Source organism: Porphyromonas bennonis DSM 23058 = JCM 16335 (assembly GCF_000375645.1).
In the GTDB taxonomy this organism is placed as follows: Bacteria; Bacteroidota; Bacteroidia; order Bacteroidales; family Porphyromonadaceae; genus Porphyromonas_A; species Porphyromonas_A bennonis.
On sequence record NZ_AQWR01000029.1, the window covers coordinates 1 to 23,817 of the forward strand.

Genomic DNA, 23,817 nt, shown 5'->3' on the forward strand with positions numbered 1-23,817 from the left:
TGAGCCTTAAAGTAAAGAAGTGATAATCCCTGTCGCTGTGCAATCCTGTCGACTGATCCCAGCCCTACTGCTACCGCCTGCCGATCCCGCAGGGGCGAAGCCCCGGAGGGATCATCGCTGTTTAGCCGCGTGTCGAGGCACGAAGTGTCGAAGACCGCGGGAAAGAGGAACCCGGTAAAGATATACGACCCCGCCATGGTGTCGCGGGATTACTTGCGTTGCCTGGTCCACGGGTCATCGGGGCTACGCCCCTCGACCACGTGGCTAAAAAACGGGCAACCACAAGGGGTGCTTAGTTCCCCACTCTTCACAATTAGATGAATGGCTACAGTGTCACTCAAATGCGTCACCCCTGTGCCATGACGCTAAGGAGCCCTGCCCAAGGCCTCCACTGAAACAGACAGATAGCAATCCGAATAACCCGCTCAGATCACGACGTAAAACCATTACCGATAATAGAGAAATCTAATACCGATATTAGTGACGACTAATACCGGTATTAGTGATCACTAATATCGGTATTAGATCTGCGTCTGACTCAACACCTCCAGTACACCCTCACATCTGGGAAAACAAGGCACAAAAAAAAGCAGAGACCTCTCGACGAAGAGAGATCCCTGCTGTAGGTGTGATTATCTGACTGGAGACAGGCTCCGGCGGCTCCATAGACCCTTACTGAGCTACCTCAGTATCAGGCACACTGGAGTAGAATATCTTAAGTGCGTTAGCTTCACGCAACTTTTGCTTGACTTCTGTTACGATACCCATCTTTGTGTCTCCATCGATCTTCAGGATCGTCGTCATGTACTGGGCATCAGCCTCAGACATGGAGTTCTTCTCCTGTGCGATGAAGTCAAAGATATCATTAGGCGATGCAAACTTATCATTGAGCTGAATAGCAGCCTCCGTACCATACTTGGCCTGGTACTGCTTCAGCGGAACACCCATGTAGAGGAAGGTGGCAAGAGACTTTCTCTCGAGCTTGGTAAGTTCGGTAGCCTTGGGGAGACGTAGCTGCACCTTCAGAGTCACCTCACGTGCGGTGGTGACGATCATGAAGAAGAACAGCAGAGAGAAGATCAAGTCCGGGAGCGACATGGTGTTCAGCTCTGGAACTTCTTTCTCACCCTTTTTGGTAAATCTACTCATACTACTTCTTTAGTTCTGCTCAAGATTATTTCTTCTGCGAGCCGTACTCACGTGGTTCAGCCTCAGAGATCTTCTGCGGGAATCGATCCACGAGTACCTCCTGGTACTCCTTGGGAAGATCCTCAAAGGACTTGTTCCATTGCTTCTGCGCCATCTCTTCACGCAGCTCGTTGTAAGCCTTAGTGAGGATGTTTTGCACTGCGATATAGTCGGAGTACTTGGTATCCACGTTATTGGTCAGAGAGATGACGTGATTCTTCGTCACCATCTGCTGTCCGATATAGGGGAATTCCTCCGGGGTCAGCTCGGGGAGGGTCGGGTCGTTCGTGGGATTGAGCACGAAGTCCTTCACCTTCTGCTTGAGCTGATCAATCGTCATCACCTCGCCATTGGCAAGGATCTGACCATTACTATTCACCAGTACGCGCAGCATGTTACGCCTATTGACGTCGATCATGACGTCCTGCTGATCCTCGGTGGGTGCAGGGGGCAGCTGACGAGCGATACCCTTATCTGAGCCCATGGAGGTGGTCAGAAGGAAGAAAAGTAGCATGATAAAAGAAATATCCGCAGTCGAGGACCCATTGATACTGGGCACCTTCTTTGTTTTTCCTGCCATAGTATTGTTCTTTTACGATGTTACTTAAGCCTTCCTCTCAGATGCTGATGCGTGCTGCTTAGGTCCCGCAGACATGAACGAGGTCACGATCAGTGCGAGGACGTTAATCACAATGAGTGCATAGATAGTAAACATGCACATATCAGCCAGCTTCAGCCAGGACGGGGTGTTGAATTGCTGAGCATCCACACCCACGCGAAGTGGTGCGTCACTACCTACGAAGTAGGCAATGACCATGAGCACTATCAGTCCCAGGAGCGCACCGAGACCGCTGAGAGCAGCCTTGCGATTGGTCTTAAAGGACTGAGCAAATCCGACGATTCCGAAGATGATCATTGCCAAGAAAGCAGTAGCGACCATACCGTACACCGTGTAGAGGAGTACATTGGTGAATACGGGCTCGGGGTACTCAGCATTGGGGTCAACGTAACCGCCGAAGACGGTCATACAGAAGGCCACAACACCTAAGAGTGCCAGAACGATCAGGACAGTGCTCGATATTTTACGAATTTTCTTTACTGCCATGATTGTTTAGATACGATGCTGTACTCCGCGCTTGCTGGTGAAATCGATCATATAATCCACGAGAGTGATGGAAGCGTCCTCCATATCACTCAGGATGCTCTCATAGCGAGAGAGGATGTAGTTGTAAAGCACCTGGAGGATCATCGCTACGATAAGACCGTAGATGGTGGTGATCAGGGCGACCTTCATACCACCGGCAACGACCGTCGGGCTGATATCACCGACCTGCTCGATCGTATCGAAGGCCTGTACAAGACCAATCACGGTTCCGAAGAATCCGAGTGACGGTGCGAGGGCGATGAAGAGGGTAATCCAGGACATGTTCTTCTCGAGGAGGCTGGCCTGTACACCACCATATGCGGTGATGGCACGCTCTACGGCCTCAGGACCCTGATCGATGCGGAGGAGGGACTGGTAAGCGATAGATGCGATAGGACCACGGGTGTCACGAGCGATAGCGAGGGCGCCATTGACGTCACCACGATCGAGGGCAGCACGAATCTCATCGAGGAGCTTCTTGCTATTGGTATCGGCAAGGTTCAGGTAGATGATACGCTCGAGGCAGAATGCCAGACCGAGGATCATAACGAGAGAGATGATGGCCATGAAGCCGGGACCACCCTCGATAAACTTAGTCTTAAGTGCCTGGTGGAAACCCTCACTCTCGGCAGCTACAGGTACCTCAGTAGCGGGAGTCTCAGCCTCAGTAACAGCGGGAGCTGCCTGCTCGGTAGCCTCAGGCTCTGTTGTAGCCTCGTCCTGTGCAAAAGATGCACCGGCAAACCCCACCGTCATAAGACCGGCCAAGGCGATGCTTACTAGAAATCTTTTCATTGTAAGTTCTTTTTAAGATTAGTGATTTTTGGTAAAACAATATCTTTAGGTGGTTTCGCTTTCATTCAGCCCTGACGAGGTACTTTCGGTTAGTCTCCTCTGCCTGGTTCTGCAGCAAGGATACCCCCTTTTGCGGAGAGAGAGGGATTCGAACCCTCGAAACGCTTTTGACGTTTACACGCTTTCCAGGCGTGCCTCTTCAACCACTCGAGCATCTCTCCAAATCATATGTGATCTCCTCCCATCCAGTGATTTATCCCTCTCGGACTGCACGCTCCAGACCACTGTCAGAGCCGCTCGATCACTCAACGATCGTACAAATCTACCTTAATTCCTCCAACCACGCCAAAAAAGTTGGCGCTTTTGACGAAAAAAGTTTGTCCTGCCGCCTGACTCGCCCTATGGATCGGCGGTTACAGCTGCTAAATTAAACATTTTACGAGAATTGACAAAAAGCTGATGTCGCATATCTGCCTCACTGACCTCATATATGTCGGCTAAGCACCTCACAGTATGGACGATGTGAGACGATTCATTTCGTCGTCCTCTCCGTGGCTCCGGCGAGAGATAAGGGCTGTCAGTCTCCACGACGAGGCGAGTAAGCGGCAGGCGACCCTTGATCACCTCACGGAGTCGGGAGTTCTTGAAGGTGACAATGCCATTGATCCCCACCATAAATTGCACCCCGAGGCTGAGGATCGCCTCCAGATCCTCCTCCGACTCGGAGAAAGAGTGGAAGACGCCTCGCAATCCCCCGACACCCCACTCCCTCAGGAGCTTCACCGTCTCCGGCACGGCGGCACGCGTATGCATGCTCATCGGAAGACCTAGCTCCCTTGCCCACTCCACCTGACGGCGAAAGGCCTCGATCATCTGCTCCTTCCACTCCATGCTCCAGTAGTAGTCCAGTCCGATCTCTCCGATACCCCGGTAGTACCCCGGGCTTGTCCGGAGCTCCCTCTCGAGCGCCTCCAGCTGCTCCTCCCAGTCCTCCTCCACATCGGTGGGCTCGAGACCGATCATGGGGACAAAGAGATCCGGCGCCATGGACACTGTCTCCCTCAGACGACCGATGTACTCGCGTGAGGTATTGGGAAGCAGAACCGTAGAGACCCCCGCCTCCCGACAACGACGGATCACCTCCGGGCGATCGTCGTCAAACTCCTCCGAGTAGAGGTGAGCGTGCGTGTCGACAAGGGGATACATCAGACGGCTCTTCCGGTCAATGTAGATATGATATGCTCGAGTGCGGAGGTGTCGACCGAGAGTGCACGCAGCTCCTCGAGAGCCGCCTCGGTGTACCGGTCGACCTCCTTAAGTGCCTCTGCGTGGATATTCCACTGCTCGTAGAGATTGGTCACAGACGCAATCCGGTCTGCCTCGCTCTCGATAGCAAGCGCCTCCTCCGCTCGTTTCGGGTCGCACTCGTAGAGACGGAGAAGAAGCCAAGTCTTTTTCCTATCTATAATGTCTCCCCCCTTGCGCTTACCAAACTTCGCCTCGCCGAAGACATCGAGGTAGTCGTCCATAATCTGGAAGGCGAGACCCATCAGCTCCGCTGCCCGCGCGATGTGCTCCCGATCCTCGACCGAAGCGCCGGCAACGGCCGCCCCCATCACCATACTCCCGCGGAAGAGCGCCGACGTCTTGAGGCTGATCATCCGGAGGTAGCTCCCTATCGTCAGCGAGGAGAGCGGCGTGGTCTCAAACTCGAGATCATACTGCTGCCCGCGACAGATCGCATCGGCCATCGTATTGAAGAGCGAGAAGATCTGACCCAAATACTCCGGGCGGATCGACTCCAGGCAGCGGTACGCCTCCACCAGCATCGCATCACCGGAGAGGATCCCGACATTGGCGCCCCACTTCTTATAGACCGTGGGCTCACCGCGGCGCATCGGCGCATCGTCCATGATGTCGTCGTGGATGAGGGTGAAGTTGTGGAAAGTCTCCACAGCCTTCATCACCGGTGCCACCTCCTCCACAGCGCCCTCGGGGCAGAAAGCGCGGTACGTCAGCAGTGCGAGAAGCGGCCGGAGGCGCTTCCCTCCCTGTGATAGGATGTATCGGATCGGCTCATAGAGTCCGTGCGGCTCTCGAGCAGCGAGCTGCTCTACCTCCTCGCCTATAATGTCGACCAGCTGGTCAATCTCCTTATCAATATTCATTTTCTCTTATTCCTCGATACGTAATACTCGCATAGCCAGATCGATCTCCTCCGGCTCGCCGGTGTGCTTCCCGACCGAGTCGGAGAGCTTGACGGTGTCCTGCCACGGCATCCTCTCGTCGAGCTTGCAGGCAAAGAGCTTCATCACGATATTCATCGGCTTGATCCCGTGACCGACATCGTTGGTCAGGTTGGTCCCGATCCCGAAGGTGGCCCTGATCTTCCCGTCGCAGTACTCCTTGATCGCCGCCGCCTTATCCACGTCGAGGGCGTCGGAGAAGACGAGATACTTCGTCTTCGGATCTATCCGCAACTCCCGATACCTCGCCAGTACTTTATCCGTAAAGGTCTGTGGGTCGCCGCTGTCCTGACGGAGGGAGGTGAAGAGGGCCGCATGTTTCTTCGAGAAGTTTTGGAGAAAAACGTCAGTCGTGAAGGTGTCGGTGAGCACCGTGCCGAGGTCTCCGTCATAGACATCGATCCAGTCCTCCATAGCCATATAATTGGCCATCTTGTAGCCGTAGATTGCCGCGTGAAACTGCACCCACTCGTGCGGATGCGTCCCGGTGACGCGGATGCCATGCTTCATCGCATAGTAGACGTTGCTGGTGCCGAAGAAGTACTTCCCCCCATGCTCGCAGAGGATCCGTGTCACCAGATCCTCCACCTCGCTGCTGAAGCGTCGCCGCATACCGAAGAGACTCACCTGTAGCCCGTGCTCCTGCATGGCCCGAGCCTTCTCAAGCGCCTTTGAGCGCGTCAGCTCCAGATCGGGCTGCTGACCGGTCTCCCGGTAGTAGAGCTCCGACACCATCGCCAGAATCGGCGTCTCCCAGAGCGTGATGCGGTAGAGCAGCCCCTCGGCCGATATATGGAGATGCCCCTCCCGATCCTGCTCGATCGTCACCTCCTCCGGGTCGTAGGTGTAGCCCTTGAGGTAGTCTATGTAAAGGGGTGGCAGGTAGGGGCACTCCTGTCGGAGGAAGTTCGCCTCCTCACGAGTCAGCCGCAGCTCACTCATCCGCACAACCTCCTCTCGGAGACTCTCTGCAAAGCCTTGCGGGTAGACCAGGCTGTTGCGGTCGATGAACTCAAACCTTCCCCACGCTCTGGGGAAAAGCTTCATATACGCATACCCCGTCGTAAACTTATAGAGGTCCGTGTCCAGGATGCTCCGAATGATCATTCCACTCATTATAGTATATAAGAGATGAATTTACCTTCTGCCGATACCATCGTATCGCAGTCCCAGTCGCTTAATCTCAGAGGCGTCGTAGATATTGCGGCCATCAATCACCACGTCTCCCCTCATCAGCTCCTTGATCCGGGGCCAATTGGGGAGCCGGAAGATCTTCCACTCTGTCAGGAGCAGCAAGGCATCCGCCCCCTCGACTGACCGGTACAGATCTCTCGTGTACTGCACCCCGTCCGGAAGCACTCGCTTAGCTGTCTCGATCGCAATAGGGTCGCAGGCGACCACCTCCGCCCCCGCCTCAATCAGCTGACGAATCACCACGATAGAGGTCGCCTCCCGCATGTCGTCCGTCTCGGGCTTGAAGGCCAGTCCCCAGACGGCGATCCGCTTACCACTCAGGTCGCTGCCGATCAGGCGGGTAAGCTTCTCGTAGGGGACTCTCTTCTGAGCTTCATTGACCCGATGCACCTCCTCGACGATGGTCATCGGGACTCCCTCCTCCTCACCGGTCTTGGCGAGCGCCTGCACATCCTTAGGGAAGCAGGAGCCTCCGTAGCCGCTGCCCGCGTAGAGGAAGGCGGAGCCGATCCGGTGGTCCGCACCCATCCCCTGACGGATCATATCCACATCGGCACCCAGCTTATCGGCGAGGTTAGCAAGCTGATTCATAAAGCTGATCCTCGTAGCCAGCATCGCGTTGCTCGCATACTTCGTCAGCTCCGAGCTCGGTATGTCCATGAAGAGGACCCTGAAATTTCGGATCAAGAAGGGGCGATAAAGTCTCGTCAGCAGCTCCTTCGCCCAGTCGCTCTCCAGCCCGATCACGACCCGATCCGGACTCATAAAGTCCTTGATCGCATTGCCTTCCTTGAGGAACTCGGGGTTATTCGCCACCTCGACCCTCAGGTCGGTCAATCCGCGCGACTCCAGTCCCTTCCGGATCTCGGCCATCACCTTGGGACTGGTCCCGACCGGTACGGTGCTCTTCGTCACCACAAGCATATCCTTACGGATCAGCTGTCCCAGCTGCTGAGCGACAGCACGGACATACTTCAAGTCCGCGTCACCGCTCTCCGTGGGTGGCGTACCGACGGCGATGAAGACGATCTCCACGTCATCGATGCACTCCGCAAGATCGGTGTGGAAGGAGAGACGCCCCTCCCCCGTATTGCGACGAACCATCTCGTCCAGTCCCGGCTCATAGATCGGGATCTCCCCGTCCCTGAGCCGCTCTATCTTAGTGGCATCCGTATCGACGCAGTGGACATGGACCCCCATCTCTGCGAAGCAGGTCCCCGTCACCAGACCGACGTAGCCGGTACCTATGATTGCTATCTCCATAGTAGTATTCTACACCATATTATATAAGTGACCCGCCCCCTCATCTCCCACAAATGTACGCAAATAATCCTCTTCCGAGCCCTGTACGCTCTGGCATATGCACTTAGGGGCGAAAAAGGAGAGTCCCCGTAGTAAGCTGACAATCCGGCAGAAGTAATCCACGAATCTAATACCGGTAATAGATTTGACTAATACCGGTAATAGATTTGAGCAACATGGATGGCGGTGGAGTCGGCAGCACATAAGGTGGCTTCGGAGGAGACCCCGGGGAGGTGTACCCAGAGGATTAGTTAGGTCTCTTCGTTTTCGTTACTTTTGCAGGTGCGGGGAGCGTAACACCTCAGCTCTATCAGTGAAGAATTTTACCTTAAACAAAGCCTCCACCTCAGACGATAAGCGAGGGGATCGATCGGCGAAGCGCAGCAGCAAACGTAGTAGGGAGAAGGGTGACTTCTTCCGTCAGATACTTCCGCAGAGGGGAGTACCTGGCGATCTGTGGCGCTTCATCGCCGGGGTGACGCTCTTCTTCATAGGACTCTTCCTGGTCTACAATTTCTTCTCCTACTTCGTCACAGGTGCAGAGAATCAGAGCCTGCTGCTGGGGCAGGAGATCACCGCCGAGGAGGCGGCACAGCGGATCCAGGGCCATGGCGGCATCACCGGGTTTACGCTGATGAATACGCTGGTCAACGAGTGGATCGGCCTCGGGCTGGTCTTCCTCCTCTATCTCGTCGTGATGATGGGCGTCTGGATCACGCTGGTGATGCGGGTCTCATGGTTCCGTCAGATCAGTCTCTGCATCTGTGCGGCACTCTGGACTTCGATCACCCTGGGACTGATGCCGGCCGAGTGGACCGACGGTTGGTTTTTCCTCCCCGGAGGAGTCTTCGGACGCGAGGCAGCGACCTTCCTGACGATGCATATAGGTATTGTGGGGGCACTCCTGCTGATGAGCTTCCTCCTGATCCTGCTGCTGGTGATCACCTTTAGCTCCCTCATGCAGCGCTACGCCTCCTTCTCTAAGAAACGGAAGGAGGCAAACGCCCTCGCGGACGAGCAGGAGAGTGCGGAGGACGTGATAGATAATAATGAGAACACCATACCTGAGGACGCCGGCGACGAAGTGACCGGGGCCCAAGAGGAGACGGATGAGGAGAAGATCGAAGAGGTGCCGGAGCCGATCGTGACGACCGCAGGAACCACGGGGAGGGTGAGCGTCAGCAGGCCGGAACCGGTGGCTCCCACAACGTCCTCCGATGAGATCGAGGTGATCGACGCCCGACAGACTGACGAGCTCCCTGGGAGCTCCTCTCTGACGACCGCTCAGCAGCTGGTCCGTGAGCAGGGCGAGTATGACCCGACGCGCGACCTCGCAGACTACCACTACCCTACCCTCGACCTACTCAAGGACTACGGCAGCGACGACGGGGAGATCGACATGGAGGAGATCAATGCGAATAAGCAGCTGATCCTCGACACACTAAAGAGCTTCCGGATCGAGGTCAACAAGATCTCCGCCACCGTCGGTCCGGCGATCACGCTCTATGAGATCGTCCCGGCAGCAGGGATCCATATCTCCCGCATCCGGAGTCTGGAGGACAATATATCGATGAGTCTCTCTGCGCTCGGTATCCGTATCATTGCGCCGATCCCCGGCAAGGGAACCATCGGCATGGAGGTGCCCAATAAGCGACCCCAGATCGTCAGCATGCGGGGTGTGCTTGCCTCCTCAGTCTATCGGGAGACGAAGATGGAGCTCCCGGTGGCGCTCGGCCGCACGATCACGAATGATGTCCTGCTCTTTGACCTCGCTAAGGTACCCCACCTCCTCGTGGCGGGTGCCACGGGACAGGGTAAGTCGGTGGGACTCAATGCGATCATCATGTCCCTGCTCTACAAGAAGCATCCCTCGGAGCTGAAGTTTGTGATGATCGACCCGAAGATGGTCGAGTTTAGCATGTACTCCCGGGTGGAGAAGCTCTTCATGGCGAAGATCCCGGACGAGGATCAGGTGATCATCACCGACACGAAGCGCGCCGCCGACACCCTCACCTCCCTCTGTCAGGAGATGGACGATCGGTACGAACTCCTGGCAGCCGCCTCCTGCCGCAATATCGTGGAGTACAATAGACGATTTAGGAACCGGGAGCTTAATCCTGAGAATGGTCACCGCTTCCTGCCCTACATTGTCCTGATCATAGATGAGTACGGCGATCTGCTGCTGACGGCGGGCAAGGAGATCGAGCTACCGATCACCCGTCTGGCTCAGAAGGCACGCGCCATCGGCATCCACGCCATCATCGCGACACAGCGACCGACGGCGAGCATCATCACCGGCGCGATCAAGGCAAACTTCCCCGGTCGTCTCGCCTTCCGCGTCACCTCGCAGGTGGACTCCCGCATCATCCTCGACTCCGGCGGGGCCAATAGGCTGGTCGGTAAGGGAGACGCACTCTATCAGTCCGGCACAAAGCTGACCCGCGTGCAGTGCGCCTTTGTCGACACACCTGAGGTGAATGGCGTGGTGGACTTCATCGGCGAGCAGCGCGGTTACCCGACGGCGTACGAGCTGCCGGAGGTGAGCCAGGAGGGTGAGGGCGGTGCTGCAGGAGGGGACGGCTCGATCGACCCCAATGAGCGGGACAACCTCTTCGACGTAGTAGCGGAGCGCATCGTGGCTGAGGGTCGTGTCTCTATCTCGCTGATCCAGCAGCTCTTTGCCATAGGATACAACCGCGCTGCCCGGCTCTGCAACCAGCTGGAGGCGGCAGGCATCATCAGTAAGCCCGACGGGCGAGGCTCGCGCGAGCTCTTAGTAACGACACAGGAGCAGCTCGAGCGGATCCTTCATCCGGAGATCTAAGACACACAATATATTATGTCCTTTTCATCCACCCACATATTTTTTTGGCTCCTTTTCGTTGCGTTCTGTGCCACAACCGTAAGGGCACAGACGACAGACGTACTAGACAAGTCCATTGAGCGACTTCAGGCAAAGGAGGGACTGCAAGTTGGCTTCAGAATGACCCTCGAGGACGTGACGACAGACTGCAAGTACTACGCCGAGGGACGACGGTTTTACTACGACTCTGAGGAGGTCAAGGCGTGGTACGACGGGACGGACCTCTGGGTCTATGTCAAGCAGAGCGGGGAGGTCAATCTCTCCACGCCGCACAAGGAGGACCTGATGGAGATCAATCCGCTGCTCAATCTCGAGGGCGTGAGGAAGAATGCCTTCTCCCTCACGAAGAAAAGGGAGGGCAAGAATATCCGCGTCACCGCGGTGCCTCGCACAAAGGGGAAAAACCGATACGACGGATCCCTCGCCAAGCTCGAGGCGCTGATCGCACCCGACGGGCGCCCTATCTCCCTTCGTCTGGAGGAGAAGGGGCTTATGGAGCCGGTCTTGATAGAGGTGACACGCTTTGAGGAGGGACAGTTTAAGGAACTGAAGGATAGATCATTTTTTAGATACACTCCTGAGAAGGTCAAGGGAGCAACACTCATAGACTTAAGATAAGATCGTTATGAATACCGACAAGAATACTCAGACAGACATCCTGATCATCGGCTCCGGTCCGGCGGGATACACCGCTGCCATCTATGCTGCGCGCGCCAATCGCTCCCCCATCGTCGTAGAGGGACTGCAGCCGGGCGGACAGCTGACGGAGACCACGTCGATAGAGAACTTCCCTGGTTACCCCGAGGGCGTGGGAGGCTTCGAGATGATGGATGACCTGCGTAAGCAGGCCGAGCGCTATGGGGCTGATATCCGCTCCGGACTAGTCTCCGAGATAGACCTCAGCCAGCGCCCCTTCGTTGCCACCGTAGATAGCGAGTACACCATCACCGCCAAGTCTGTGATCATCGCCACCGGCGCCTCTGCCAAGATGCTCGGGCTACCTGAGGAGAAGAAGTATATGGGTGCCGGCGTGAGCGCCTGCGCCACCTGCGACGGATTCTTCTACAGAGGTAAGACCGTTGCCGTCGTCGGCGGTGGAGACACAGCCTGTGGCGACGCGATCTATCTCTCCAGCCTGACGAAGAAGGTCTACCTCATCGTCCGCCGAGATGAGCTTCGTGCCAGCCAGGTGATGCAGGACCGGGTACTGGAGACGGAGAATATCGAAGTGCTCTGGAAGCATCAGGCTGAGGGACTCTTCGGGGAGCCTACCGTACAGGGAGCAAAGTTGGTGGTGAATAAGGGCGAAGCGGATGAGCAGCGCACCGAGATTGCGATCGACGGATTCTTCGAGGCTATCGGACATAAGCCCAATACCGACTTCCTGAATGGCCAGCTGAAGCTCGATGAGCATGGGTTTATCCTCACTAAGGACAGCGGTGACCCGGCGACGGAGATCGAGGGCGTCTATGCTGCCGGTGACGTGGCTGACTCAGTCTATCGCCAGGCCGTATCCGCAGCAGGAATTGGCTGCCGTGCGGCTATCGCAGCTGACAGGTTCCTCAAGATGAAAGGCGAGTGATGAAGATCCTGGGAAATATTATCTGGTGGATCTTCGGCGGGCTGGAGACCGCCATCGGCTACATGACGGCGGGGCTGGTGCTCTGCCTGACGATCGTAGGGATCCCATTTGGCTTTCAGCTCTTCAAGATCGCTGCCGTAATGGTCTTCCCTTTTGGGAGCAAGGTGAGTGAGTCAAGCGGAGGGTTGGGGAGCACGTTCCTCAATATCCTCTGGTTTATCCTCGGCGGTATCTGGATCGCACTCGTGCACTTCCTCTTCGGGATCCTCCTCTGCATCACGATCATCGGGATCCCCTTCGGGAAGCAGCACTTCAAGTTTGCGGGGATTGCACTTCATCCCTTCGGTCGAGAGATAGAGGTGGGTCTATGAGTATAGGCAGGACACCTACCCCATTCCCCTACATGGAGGCTCCGATCGGAGTCTTCGACTCAGGCTATGGTGGGCTGACGATCCTCCGCTACCTACGCAAGCTGCTGCCGGAGTACGACTTCCTCTACCTCGGCGACAACGCCCGTGCACCCTATGGGAAGCACTCCCTCCCGACGATCTACGAGTACGCTCGCGAGGCGGTGTCGCATCTCTTTGCCTGCGGCTGCCCGATGGTGATCATCGCCTGCAATACGGTCTCCGCTCATGCACTGAGGCTACTGCAGCAGGTCGATCTCCCGACGAGCAGCGACCCATCTCGTCGTATCCTCGGCGTCATCCGCCCCACGGTGGAGCGGCTCGGGGAACTGACCAGAAATGGGCATGTGGGAATACTCGCAACACCGGCGACGGTGAAGAGCAACACCTATCTCCTAGAGGTGAATCGCCTCCACCCCGAGATCCAACTCACACAGCAGGCCCCCAAGATGTGGGTCTCTCTCATCGAGGGGGGCGAGTATCAGGCCAATGAGGGGGTCAATTACTTCGTACGACGCAATATTGAGGAGCTACTGCGGAAGGATCCGCGGATCGACACCATCCAGCTTGCCTGCACGCACTACCCGGTCCTGCTCCCCCGCATACGGGAGTTTGTCCGCGACGACATCGTGATCGCGGAGCAGGGTATGATCGTAGCCGAGTCTACGCAGAAATACCTGCAGCGTCATCCGGAGATGGAGCGGCGACTGAGTAAGAATGGGATCTCGCACTTCCTCACGACAGAGGAGGATGGCGAGTTTGCGGAGATGGCAGGCCTCTTCCTCCACGCACGACTAGCGGAGGATATGGTCGACCAGGTCCAGCTCAGGTGAGCGCAGGCGGTTAGATGACCCTCCAGAAGTTCCTCAAGGAGTACGGACTCTTCGGGAGTATCCTCCTGGGCATCGTCGCCTACCGACCTCTGTCGGTCCTCAGCCCGATGATCCCCTACGTGCTGATGACGATGCTCTTCTTCACCTTCTCCCGGATCGCACCGCGGGACATACGCCCGAGACCGATCCACCTGACCCTCATCGTCACACAGATAGTGCTGGCACTCGGCGGGTACTTCCTGGTGCGGTACCTCCCGGTGCCGTATGCGGAGATCTACGCCCAGGCGGTGCTGATGTGCTTCCTCTGCCCCGTGGCAGCGGCAGCACCGGTGATCGTAGGGCTCCTCGGCGGCTCCATCGCCATCGTCACCTCCTATGTGGTGATCAATTGTCTGAGCATCATCATCACCGGTCCGCTGATCCTCGGCTGGCTCGGTCATCCCCAGGGGACTCTTCTTGAGTCGATGGTGCATGTACTTGTGGGCGTGCTTCCGATCGTGATGATCCCACTACTGACCGCCTTCGGTACCCGCTGGAAGCTCCCCTCCCTGCACGCCAAGGTTCGCTCCCTCTCCTCCGCCTCCCTATATATTTGGATCTTCCTCCTCTCGCTCGTCATCGCCAATACCGTCCACTTCGTAGCGCAGGAGCGTCAGGGCGTGGCGACGATGATCGTGGTGCTGGTGCTGATCGGCCTCGTCACCTGTATCATCCAGTACTCTGTCGGCAAGGCAATGAGTAGAAGGGTGCTCGGAGAGAGCGTCACCATCGGTCAGGCTCTGGGGCAGAAAAACTCCTCCATCAGCATATGGATGATCCAGTCGTACCTCAATCCCATCGCCTCCGTGTCGCAAGCGGCCTACTCCATATTCCAGAACATCTTCAACGCCCTCCAGGTGATCCACCACGACCGGCGACAGGTCCGCGAGCAGCGAAGCATACACAAAGAGAGCGCCTAAAGTCAAAATGGTGCTAAAAAGTGCTTAAATATATGGGCAAAGGGGATATCACCTGTGCCAACTCAGGAAATAATTCGTACCTTGCGCCCTGTAAGAGTTCTCTCTCTTGGGAGACTGTTGCCCGTGTGAGCCGATCGTAAGTGTACGGGGCCACTGTGGTGATGAGCTTTCATAGTCAAGAAAAGAGGGAAACTCCTACGGAAATTGTGTTTTATATCTTCTCCTGTTTCGTCCTCCGGAGTTGACTTGGTCTTGGCGTCCCATACTGCTGTGGACGATGAGAGCACGCCAAAGCTTGAGGGAGTCTGAGGAGGGGATGTCAACCTTCTTTTATTACAGAATGAGTACACCCAACTCACTACTTCGGAGAGTGGTGGCTGTCGGAGCATTACTCGTCACTTGTGCCCTTGGCTATGCACAGAAGAGTAACGAAACGACCAATCACCACAACCGAAAGTCCACCGAGGTCGTCTCTAAGGACGCGGACAAGAAAACCGGAGCAGCCGCTCAGCTACTCGCTTCTAACCTCAATTACAGAGACACAACGCTGGTCACAAGCTTCGCTAAGGCGATCAATGAGTCTCTCAATCTGGACGAACTGACCGAGGAGGATCTCCTCTACCCCTCTGTCGATCTCTACGGTGAGGAGTCCTGGAACAGCTCCCTAAACCCCATCCACGGGGCGTCTGCTGTCATCCCCTCTCGCTACGAGATCAGTCTCAAGGAATTTGTCTACCCACTGGATGGCATCCGACGTATCAATAGCGGATACGGCTATCGTCGCCGCTTCCGTCGTATGCACTACGGCGTGGACATTGACCTCAATCGCGGCGACACCGTCCGCGCCACCTTCTCCGGTCGCGTACGACTGGTCGACATCGATGGACGAGGCTATGGTAAGTATGTGGTGATCCGTCACCCCAATGGTCTGGAGACCCTCTACGGTCACCTCTCTAAGCAGCTCGTGAAGGAGAATACCGTCGTCCGTGCCGGTGACGCGATCGGACTCGGCGGCAGCACCGGACGCTCTACCGGTCCGCACCTCCACTATGAGACACGATTTATGGGCATTGCGCTCAATCCTCAGCAGCTGATCGACTTCGCCAGCGGTGCGCCTCGCAATGAGATGTACGTCTATGCCAAGGGTCGCTCCACCCGGAGCAACTCTGCCGACCAGTACAGAGCAAGCAATACGAAGACGAGGGACAACTCCTTCAAGACCTACCGGGTCCGCAAGGGCGATACTCTGTCTCACATCGCCAAGAAGACCGGCACCTCAGTGGCTCAGATCCGGAGACTCAATCCGAAGCTCCGCAAGAGCAGCATGATCCGACCGGGAGAGGTGATACGCGTCGGCGCATAAGCAGACCCCCGATAGACGAGGGCTTATATGATACAAAAGGACTCTTGGCTCAGGCCAAGGGTCCTTTTTTTGTTTGGATGAAAGCATGAGAAGAGACGAGGGAGAACGAATCAAGCCGGGGAAGCAGATCCGGATTACACAGGGACACCCTCAGACTATACCCGATATTAGTATTCACTATTACCGGTATTAGTCGACACTAATATCGGTAATAGTGAATACTAATATCGGGTATAGAAATGGCGGCTCTCTTCATACTGATAGCCAGATCGTTGCATAACCATAACCTTGACACTCTTATAACAGCCTTAAAGTAAGGGGCTTTAATGGAGAAACCGGAAGCGGTGGACCGATCCTGTGTCACGAGGATGAGAGCGGGGTACTAAACCACCACTCGATTGCGTACCTTTGTGGCGCAAAAGGCTAATATTATGACAGCAGATCATACGCAGGACAAGTCTGTCCGGAGACAGGTACTCGGGGTGATCGTCCTCTTCGGCATCATCAGCATGCTGGGAGACATCGTCCACGAGTCGGCGCGTAGTGTCAATGGTCAGTACCTCAGCCTCCTCGGTGTGTCGGCGGCTCAGGTGGGGCTGGTCTTTGGGCTCGGTGAGTTCATCGGCTACGCACTCCGGCTCTTCTCCGGTGTCATCCTCGACAAGAGTGGCAAGTACTGGCTCTTCCTCTTCCTCGGCTATGGGGTCCACTTCGTGATACCGCTTATGGGCTGCACCACCAGCTGGGGTGTACTCATCGTCCTGATCCTGACGGAGCGGATCGGGAAGGCCTTCCGCAGCCCGGCCAAGGACACGCTCCTCTCCGGCATCTCGGAGCGGCAGGTGGGACTGGGCTTCGCCTTCGGACTGCAGGAGGCGCTCGACCAGCTCGGGGCATTCCTCGGACCGCTGATCTTCACCGCAGTCTTTTACTACGCAGGTCAGAGCGGCGTGGAGGAGTTTCAGCTTGGGTACAAGCTCCTGTCGATCCCCTTCGTCGTGCTGATGCTCTTCCTCGTCTACGTCTGGCGGCGGGTGACGCGCCTGGAACAAGAGCACGGTGGGGTTACCCCTGCCGGCGAGCCGGGTAAGCTGAGCCGGATGTTCTGGATCTACTCCGCCTTCACCTTCTTCACCGCCTTTGGTCTGCTCAATTTCGGCATCATCGGCTATCACCTCAAGGTCCGGTCCGTCATGTCCGACACGATGATTACGATGCTCTACGCCGGCGCCATGGGTGTCGATGCCTTAGTGGCGCTGCTGATCGGGCGAACTTACGACCGACTGAAGGAACGGACCGGCTCCAGGACCGGCGGCATCCTGGTGCTCCTCATCGTGCCACTCCTCACCCTGCTGCTCCCGGTCCTCACCCTCAGCACCTCCGTCCCGGTGGTCATCTCCGGTATGGTGATCCTCGGTGTGATCCTCGGCGCTCATGAGACTGTGATGCGCTCGGCGATAGCCGACCTGACGCCGTACAAGAAGCGCGGACTCGGCTTCGGGCTCTTCAATACCTTCTACGGGCTGGCGCTACTCGCCGGCTCAGCTCTGAGCGGACTGCTCTACGACAGGGGGCTGACGATGGTTATCATTATCCTCACCGCCGTCTCGGAGGGGTTTGCACTCTTTTTCTATTGGGTTATGTATCGTAAGGTAAGAGCGACAGCGCAGTGAGACCACTATTCCTCATAGGACTCCCCGGCGTGGGGAAGAGCACCATCGGGCGGATCGTTGCCGAGCGGCTTGGGTTGAAATTTGTCGACACAGACCTCTTCGTCGAGAGCCGCTACCACACTACCATTTCATCAATGATCGGTTGCTGCGGGATCGACAAGTTTCGCAAGAGAGAGCGGGTGGCGTTGCTGGAGCTGCTACAGGCCGAGGACACCCTCATCGCCACCGGCGGGGGGCTGCCGACCTGGGAGGACAATATGGACAGGATGCTGGCTCGCGGGCTGGTGGTCTACCTCCGCTCACCGCTTGATATCCTCGCCGACCGACTCTACAGCGTCCGAGCGACCCGACCGGCAGTAGCAGAGAAGACGCCTAGCGAGGTACGGGACTACCTCGAGGCGATCTCGCTGAAGAGAGACCCCTACTACTCCCGAGCGCATGTGGTGGTACCGATTGGTCACCTGAGGAGCGCGGAGGAGGAGCTCGAGGCGGCGGAGCTGGTCGTAAGTGCAATCCGACGGTATCTGGAAGAGCATGACTGAGAAGGAAAAGAGACAAAGTCTGACGGATCTCCTCAGCGGCGCCGCCCTGATCACGCCCGAAGAAGTGACGGAGTACACCCCGATGATGATCCGCACGATCTGGCATCAAGGTACCCCCTTTGACCTCCATACCCCGATCCGGAGAGGACTGCGACCCTCATCACCTATCGGGCGCTCCCCTGCCGGCTGCGCTCCGGTGGCACTGGCACAGCTCCTCACCCGGCTGGCGGTAGAGCACAACTCCCGAAACCCTCTCTACCGCTCCCTTGAGCGGGTCTCCGCCCTCGATCCCGGGATCACCTCCACCGCTGCAGAGCGGGAGATGGCAGGCCGATTTCTCTCTGAGATAGGCGAAGCACTCTCGACGATCTACACGACCGACTTTGGGCTCACTTGGCCCTGGCGCATCCTCCTTCTCCTCAGGCGTATGGGCTTCAGCCGGGCTAGGCTCCACTGGTGGGGGTTGAGAGGGACGATCGAGCAGAGCCTCCGAAGTGGACTACCGGTGATCCTCACCGCCGGGCGGGAGGACCTCACCTTCCACACCTGGCTCGTGGACGGACTCATTCGGACAAGGGACACTCTCTATCTCCACTGCAACTACGGCTGGGGCGGTCGGGCTAATGGGTACTACCGCTATGGGCGATACGATGTGTCCCGAGGACCGATCTTCCGCAGCCCCCGGGAGCAGAGGCTGCCCCGCACCTCCTCAGGACGATACCACCTCCTCCCCAGCGTCATCACCCTATGAGGCAGAAGGATAAAACTCTATACCGAGCTGAGGCACTGACCCTGGGGACGTTCTTCTGTCTCTACGTGGCGCAGTCCATCCCCTCCAGCTTCCTCTCCACAGCGCTGCAGGTAATGATGCGGGAGCAGCAGTTCTCCCTCTCCTCCATCGGACTTCTCCAGCTGGTCAAGCTCCCGTGGATCCTAAAGTTCCTCTGGGCGCCCTTGGTGGACCGCCACTGCCTGACGGTGCGGGACTACAAGCGCTGTATCATCGTCTCGGAGGTGATCTACGCCGGGCTGCTCTGCGCCATCGGGCTGCTGCAGGTGAGCACAGATATCTACCTGATCCTCGGGCTGATCATCCTGGCGCTGATTGCCTCCGGGACACAGGACATCGCCACCGACTCCCTCGCAGCGCTGAGCTACGGAGGGCGCGACAAGAGCCTCGTCAATACGATGCAGTCCTCAGGAAGCTTTGCCGGCACACTGGTCGGCAGCGGGCTGCTCTTGGTCGTCCTACACCGCTACGGCTGGCAGGTAGTCCTGCTCTGCCTGGCACTCTTTGTGCTGCTGGCGCTGGTACCCTTAGGGCTGGAGCGACAGATCTCTTTTGAGAAAAAAGATCCCAAGCGACGTGCCGGGATCGGTGACTTCGCCCTCTTCTTTTCCCGTAAGGGGATCTGGCGCCAAGTGCTCTTCCTCCTCCTCTTCTACTCGGGTCTGATGGCGATACTGCCTATGCTGCGTCCGTGGCTTGTAGACCAGGGGTTTGATATGGGCTCCATAGGCATCCTGAGCGGACTGCTCGGTACCGGTACTGCCTTCGTCAGCTCCCTCGCCTCGGGCTTCATCGTCCGCCGCATCGGGATCTATCGGGCGCGGAAGTACTTCGCCACACTGATCTTAGTTGCCACACTTTACTTCCTCATACTGACGCAGGTCGAGGTCAGTACGCTCCTCGTGAGTATCGGTGTGATGCTGCTGTGGGCGGCTTACGGGAGCGCAACGGTCGTTGTCTACGTCTCCTCTATGGAGACCCTGCGTGCGGGTCGCGAGGGGACGGACTTCACGGTGCAGATCGTGATCACCCACCTCTGTGGCATGGGGATGGCGATCCTCGGTGGCGTGGTCGCAGACCATACCGGCTACAGTGGACTCTTTGCCCTTGCCGTCCTGCTGGCGCTCATCTCACTTATCTACATACATCTTGTCTTTAAGAATGAAAAATAGCGATACCCTCCTCGAGAAGTACAATCAACCTGTCCCTCGGTACACCAGCTATCCGCCTGCCAATTTCTTCCACAGCATTGAGCCGAAAGACTTCCTTGCTGCCGTAGAGGCGTCCAATAGTGCATCAGACAACCACGTCTCATTCTACATCCACATCCCCTTCTGCCGCCAGCTCTGCCACTTCTGTGCCTGCAATTCCTACCCGATGGCTCGCCCGGATCGTATCAAGGCTTACGTGGAGGCGCTGCATAAAGAGATCGACCTGATCGCCACGCACCTCACACCGGGACGCAAGATCTCACAGATCCACTATGGCGGCGGCAGTCCCACTGCCATACCTGTCCACTACCTCCGCGAGCTTAATGAGCACCTCCTCTCTCTCATGGAGACGATCGACCGACCGGAGATCGCGATTGAGTGCCATCCCGGCTACCTCGATGAGCATGCATGGTCAGAGCTGATCGACTGTCGCTTCAGCCGCTACAGTCTCGGGGTGCAGGACTTCGATGAGGAGGTGCTCCGGATCGTCCACCGTGAGCCCACACTCCTCCCCGTCAGTGAGATCGTGTCGATGCTGCACGACGCAGGGGCGACGGTCAATATGGATCTCCTCTTCGGTCTGCCCCACCAGACGGCGGAGAGCTTTGCGCGATCAGTCCGGATGGCGGCGGAGATCCATCCGGAGCGGATAGTCACCTTTAGCTACGGTCACGTGCCATGGGTACACAAGCGGCAGCTGATCTTAGAGCGGGCAGGTCTCCCGGAGCCGGGCGAGAAGCAGGCTATGTACCGCCGTGCTGCCGACATACTCCACGGCGAGGGCTACAGATCCATCGGGATGGATCACTTTGTCCTCCCATCTGACGAGCTCAGCATAGCGCTCGATGAGGGGCGACTGAGACGAAATTTCCAAGGGTACTGCACCCTCAGGACCACTGCACAGGTCTACGCTCTCGGTGTCACCGGCATAAGCCAGCTCGGCACCGCCTACGCTCAGAATGGTCGAGACATCACCGAGTACATCGACACCCTCAGTGCCGGGCAGCTCTACACCGAGAGAGGCTACCTGCTCTCCCCGCGGGAGCAGGTCGTCCGTGAGGTGATCGAGACGCTGATGTGCAACTACCGCCTCCGGTGGAGTGAAGTGGCTGAGCGGCTCGGTACCACCATAGAAGAGACTAGGCAGGCAGTGATATACGACCGGGACAAGCTGCACGAGATGGCAGCGGACGGACTGATAAATCTGACCCCGGAAGGGATCGAGCTACCTATCGGCTCGCCCTACGTGCGGTACGTTGCCGCCTCACTCGACCCCTTGATGCAGCAGACGGACAAGCGCTTCTCCAAGCCGGTGTGAGCAGGCTCTTTCCTTAGTGGCAGTGGTGTCGATTATTCCTAACTTTGCTCTCAGACTTGACCAAACTCATCGCAACAAAACCTTATGTCAGAGTATTACATACTGAATGGAAGTGAGCAGCAAGGACCATACACCATCGACCAACTTAGGGGGAGAGTGACCCCACAGACCTATGTGTGGAGAGAGGGACTTGCCGACTGGGTCCAGGCGATCAACCTCCCTGAGCTCTCCGTTGTACTCCTTCCCGAGGGATCCGTGTCGCCGTCCGGCGTCGTCAAGCCCAAGGACTATCTCGTGGAGTCGATCCTGGTCACACTCTTCTGCTGCATGGTCTTCGGGATCCTCGGGATCGTCTATTCGGTGCAGGCGAATAGTGCCTTCTCGAGCGGAAACATCACGGCGGCTAACGAATTTTCCGCCAAGGCGAAGCAGTGGGTCACCTACGGCTTCTGGTGCGGTATTGCCGTAGTGGGGATCTACGCCATCCTGGCGCTGATGGGTGCCCTGTCCAGCATTAGCCTGACCGCCATTACCGAGTCCTGAGATGCGCCGGCGGGTAGGCCCGATCCTGATCGTTATACTCCTCGCAGGGATCGCCGTAGCCTACAAGTACCTCGACCCCGCCGTGGTACCGATCTTCCCGAGGTGTCCCTTTCGTCTCTTGACGGGGTACCTCTGCCCGGGATGTGGCTCCCAGCGAGCGATCCATCGTCTACTCAATCTCGACATCGCCGGCGCCTGGCAGATGAATACTCTCCTCGTCATCGCCCTACCCTACCTCCTCGCCGGGCTGATCCTGAAGCCTCTGTCTCACCATAACGGTAGAGGTACCCGGCTCTACGACCAGCTCTACGGCTACCGGGCGTCCGTTGTGGTACTGGTGATGATCGTCCTCTTCTGGGTAGGTCGCAACATCGTGGCGTGACCCATAGGAGAGGACAAATCGCTCCACTACAAGGTTTAGTGACAGACCACAAGACTATTTAACGGCGAAAATTTGGCTTGCTGACTATTATATCAGACATTTGTGGGACATAATGTTTCACCAAATAAGCAAGATCATGAAAGTAAAGAATATTCTTATCGCCACGATGGCACTCATCGGTCTCACTCTCTTCGCATCTTCGTGCAAGGAGGAGGACGAAAATATCCCGGACAATGCTTCATCACTCGCCAATACCACGTGGGTGGCAGAGGTAAAGGACAATAAGACCGACATCGACCCCGTGGCATGGATCCTCACCTTTGATGGCAACAACCGCTTTACCCTCACGAGCAAGGCGGGTAATCTGGGAGCCATATCTCGTAATGGCACCTACATCTACAAGCACCCCAAGGTGACCCTCAGCCTCGACAAGGCATGGGATGCACAGCCTGGAGTCCTCTCTTTTGACCTCACCAGGACCTCAGAGGAGACGCTCACAGGCTACCTCTTCACCAAGAAGGTTAAGGTCAACTTCACAAAGGAGAAGAAATAACCTCGTTCCCAAAAGCCGAAGAGAGCACCGCAGACGACCATCTACGGTGCTCTCTTTATGGATCAAGGGAAAGCTGGATTATAACTCTTTATCAATGAAACGCATTGTTTATGATCTACATACCCCATCTGGGGACACATTATAAGCGATTGAATTTGAAGACACTCAATGCCATTCGACCTTGATGTTCTTGAACTGGATCTCATCAGTGGATAAGCCCACTATAGGTGTTAATATTAACACCTGAGCTTCCTGCAACTTCTCAGGACTTAGATCGTCAAAAGTGACTGATGCCTTGACGACTATGCCTTTATAGATATCAAGGAAAGACTCTCCCCCAACTTCACCTTTGGAACAAACGTAACGATTTCCATATAGGTCAATTATAGTATGTTTAGCTGTCCCCATATAGACACTTGCTTTCTTCGCTGATGTCACTATCTGGAGTTGAGCTGTAACAGTTCCACTCTCAACATCACCGGTTAGGGACAAGAGGCGATACTCCACCCCACTTTCACCAACCTGTGACACAATTGGGTTACCATAATCCACAGCCTTCCGTAGACGATTGTTTTGCTGATCAAGCTGATCAAGTCGTAACGAGAGGGTGGAAAGCTGAGCGGAGAGATCTGCAACGGTCTTCTCAAGATTAGTAACACGACTTTCAAGTGTCGTCTGTCCGATTGCATTGCAGCAGATTACTACAAAACTCAGTAGAAGCACAAGTCTCTTCATGTCTTTATTACTCTAAGGTGTGAATGATAATGGCAAGCAATATTACCTAAAATATCTGTTTCTACTCTATCTGTCGAAGAACGCCACAGGGGTGACGCATTTGAGCCTTAAGGCAAAGAAGTGATAATCCCTGTCGCTGTGCAATCCTGTCGACTGATCCCAGCCATGCTGCTACCGCCTGCCGATCCCGCAGG

The 23,817-nt window shown here is 56.5% G+C and carries 25 protein-coding genes and 1 tRNA gene; 15 read left to right on the forward strand and 11 right to left on the reverse strand.

Going from position 1 to position 23,817, the window contains the following annotated elements:
* From B088_RS08740 to B088_RS05950, 10 genes are all read right to left on the reverse strand, one after another.
* Positions 1–197 (reverse strand): hypothetical protein (locus B088_RS08740; protein WP_211204668.1); only part of this gene is annotated, 197 nt, incomplete at its 3' end.
* Between the two features lie 475 nt (positions 198–672).
* Positions 673–1,149, reverse strand: a complete 477-nt coding sequence (locus tag B088_RS05910) for an ExbD/TolR family protein (protein WP_025082126.1) — start codon at positions 1,147–1,149, stop codon at positions 673–675.
* 25 nt (positions 1,150–1,174) lie between these two features.
* Positions 1,175–1,768: an ExbD/TolR family protein gene (locus B088_RS05915; RefSeq protein WP_018107499.1), complete on the reverse strand. Its 594-nt coding sequence runs from the start codon at positions 1,766–1,768 to the stop codon at positions 1,175–1,177.
* A 24-nt stretch (positions 1,769–1,792) separates the two neighbouring features.
* Positions 1,793–2,293, reverse strand: coding sequence for a hypothetical protein (locus B088_RS05920; RefSeq protein ID WP_025082127.1), 501 nt, complete (start codon positions 2,291–2,293; stop codon positions 1,793–1,795).
* 6 nt (positions 2,294–2,299) lie between these two features.
* Positions 2,300–3,127 (reverse strand): MotA/TolQ/ExbB proton channel family protein, encoded by an 828-nt coding sequence (locus B088_RS05925; protein WP_018107501.1) that lies wholly within the window; start codon positions 3,125–3,127, stop codon positions 2,300–2,302.
* A gap of 133 nt (positions 3,128–3,260) precedes the next feature.
* Positions 3,261–3,348, reverse strand: a tRNA-Ser gene (locus B088_RS05930).
* A 178-nt stretch (positions 3,349–3,526) separates the two neighbouring features.
* Positions 3,527–4,333: a TatD family hydrolase gene (locus tag B088_RS05935; RefSeq protein ID WP_018107502.1), complete on the reverse strand. Its 807-nt coding sequence runs from the start codon at positions 4,331–4,333 to the stop codon at positions 3,527–3,529.
* Positions 4,333–5,295, reverse strand: a complete 963-nt coding sequence (locus tag B088_RS05940) for a polyprenyl synthetase family protein (RefSeq protein ID WP_018107503.1) — start codon at positions 5,293–5,295, stop codon at positions 4,333–4,335. The genes B088_RS05935 and B088_RS05940 overlap by 1 nt, the downstream gene beginning before the upstream one ends.
* A gap of 6 nt (positions 5,296–5,301) precedes the next feature.
* Positions 5,302–6,480: a nicotinate phosphoribosyltransferase gene (gene pncB / locus B088_RS05945; protein ID WP_018107504.1), complete on the reverse strand. Its 1,179-nt coding sequence runs from the start codon at positions 6,478–6,480 to the stop codon at positions 5,302–5,304.
* A gap of 30 nt (positions 6,481–6,510) precedes the next feature.
* A complete protein-coding gene (locus B088_RS05950) occupies positions 6,511–7,830 on the reverse strand; it encodes a UDP-glucose dehydrogenase family protein (RefSeq protein WP_018107505.1) in 1,320 nt (439 codons plus the stop codon).
* Between the two features lie 352 nt (positions 7,831–8,182).
* Here B088_RS05950 and B088_RS05955 point away from each other — a divergent pair, with 352 nt between their 5' ends.
* From B088_RS05955 to B088_RS08355, 15 genes are all read left to right on the forward strand, one after another.
* On the forward strand, positions 8,183–10,693 hold the full coding sequence (locus tag B088_RS05955; protein ID WP_018107506.1) for an FtsK/SpoIIIE family DNA translocase: 2,511 nt from the start codon (positions 8,183–8,185) through the stop codon (positions 10,691–10,693).
* A 15-nt stretch (positions 10,694–10,708) separates the two neighbouring features.
* Entirely contained in the window at positions 10,709–11,350 is a 642-nt protein-coding gene (locus B088_RS05960; protein ID WP_081605474.1) for a LolA-like putative outer membrane lipoprotein chaperone, read from the forward strand.
* Positions 11,351–11,357: 7 nt separating this feature from the next.
* Positions 11,358–12,314, forward strand: a complete 957-nt coding sequence (gene trxB / locus B088_RS05965) for a thioredoxin-disulfide reductase (protein ID WP_018107508.1) — start codon at positions 11,358–11,360, stop codon at positions 12,312–12,314.
* Positions 12,314–12,685, forward strand: a complete 372-nt coding sequence (locus B088_RS05970) for a YccF domain-containing protein (protein WP_018107509.1) — start codon at positions 12,314–12,316, stop codon at positions 12,683–12,685. Before trxB ends, B088_RS05970 begins: the two co-directional genes overlap by 1 nt.
* Positions 12,682–13,554, forward strand: a complete 873-nt coding sequence (gene murI, locus B088_RS05975) for a glutamate racemase (RefSeq protein ID WP_018107510.1) — start codon at positions 12,682–12,684, stop codon at positions 13,552–13,554. Before B088_RS05970 ends, murI begins: the two co-directional genes overlap by 4 nt.
* Before the next feature lie 14 nt (positions 13,555–13,568).
* Entirely contained in the window at positions 13,569–14,513 is a 945-nt protein-coding gene (locus tag B088_RS05980; protein ID WP_018107511.1) for a bile acid:sodium symporter family protein, read from the forward strand.
* A gap of 340 nt (positions 14,514–14,853) precedes the next feature.
* Positions 14,854–15,876, forward strand: coding sequence for a peptidoglycan DD-metalloendopeptidase family protein (locus B088_RS05985; RefSeq protein WP_050560136.1), 1,023 nt, complete (start codon positions 14,854–14,856; stop codon positions 15,874–15,876).
* A 431-nt stretch (positions 15,877–16,307) separates the two neighbouring features.
* A complete protein-coding gene (locus B088_RS05990; RefSeq protein WP_018107513.1) occupies positions 16,308–17,549 on the forward strand; it encodes an MFS transporter in 1,242 nt (413 codons plus the stop codon).
* Positions 17,546–18,091: a shikimate kinase gene (locus B088_RS05995; RefSeq protein WP_018107514.1), complete on the forward strand. Its 546-nt coding sequence runs from the start codon at positions 17,546–17,548 to the stop codon at positions 18,089–18,091. The genes B088_RS05990 and B088_RS05995 overlap by 4 nt, the downstream gene beginning before the upstream one ends.
* Positions 18,084–18,842 (forward strand): C10 family peptidase, encoded by a 759-nt coding sequence (locus tag B088_RS06000; protein ID WP_018107515.1) that lies wholly within the window; start codon positions 18,084–18,086, stop codon positions 18,840–18,842. The genes B088_RS05995 and B088_RS06000 overlap by 8 nt, the downstream gene beginning before the upstream one ends.
* On the forward strand, positions 18,839–20,053 hold the full coding sequence (locus tag B088_RS06005; protein WP_018107516.1) for an MFS transporter: 1,215 nt from the start codon (positions 18,839–18,841) through the stop codon (positions 20,051–20,053). The genes B088_RS06000 and B088_RS06005 overlap by 4 nt, the downstream gene beginning before the upstream one ends.
* Positions 20,043–21,410, forward strand: a complete 1,368-nt coding sequence (gene hemN, locus B088_RS06010; protein WP_018107517.1) for an oxygen-independent coproporphyrinogen III oxidase — start codon at positions 20,043–20,045, stop codon at positions 21,408–21,410. The genes B088_RS06005 and hemN overlap by 11 nt, the downstream gene beginning before the upstream one ends.
* Before the next feature lie 84 nt (positions 21,411–21,494).
* Positions 21,495–21,953 carry a CD225/dispanin family protein gene (locus tag B088_RS08350; protein ID WP_018107518.1) on the forward strand — a complete coding sequence of 153 codons (459 nt, stop codon included), beginning with the start codon at positions 21,495–21,497 and terminating at the stop codon, positions 21,951–21,953.
* Between the two features lies 1 nt (position 21,954).
* Positions 21,955–22,335 (forward strand): DUF2752 domain-containing protein, encoded by a 381-nt coding sequence (locus tag B088_RS06020; protein ID WP_018107519.1) that lies wholly within the window; start codon positions 21,955–21,957, stop codon positions 22,333–22,335.
* A 136-nt stretch (positions 22,336–22,471) separates the two neighbouring features.
* Positions 22,472–22,888, forward strand: a complete 417-nt coding sequence (locus tag B088_RS08355) for a hypothetical protein (protein WP_018107520.1) — start codon at positions 22,472–22,474, stop codon at positions 22,886–22,888.
* Between the two features lie 165 nt (positions 22,889–23,053).
* Here the strand turns inward: B088_RS08355 and B088_RS06025 are convergent, their stop codons facing one another.
* Complete coding sequence (locus B088_RS06025) at positions 23,054–23,623, reverse strand: hypothetical protein (protein WP_018107521.1); 570 nt, start codon at positions 23,621–23,623, stop codon at positions 23,054–23,056.
* Positions 23,624–23,817: the final 194 nt, after the last annotated feature.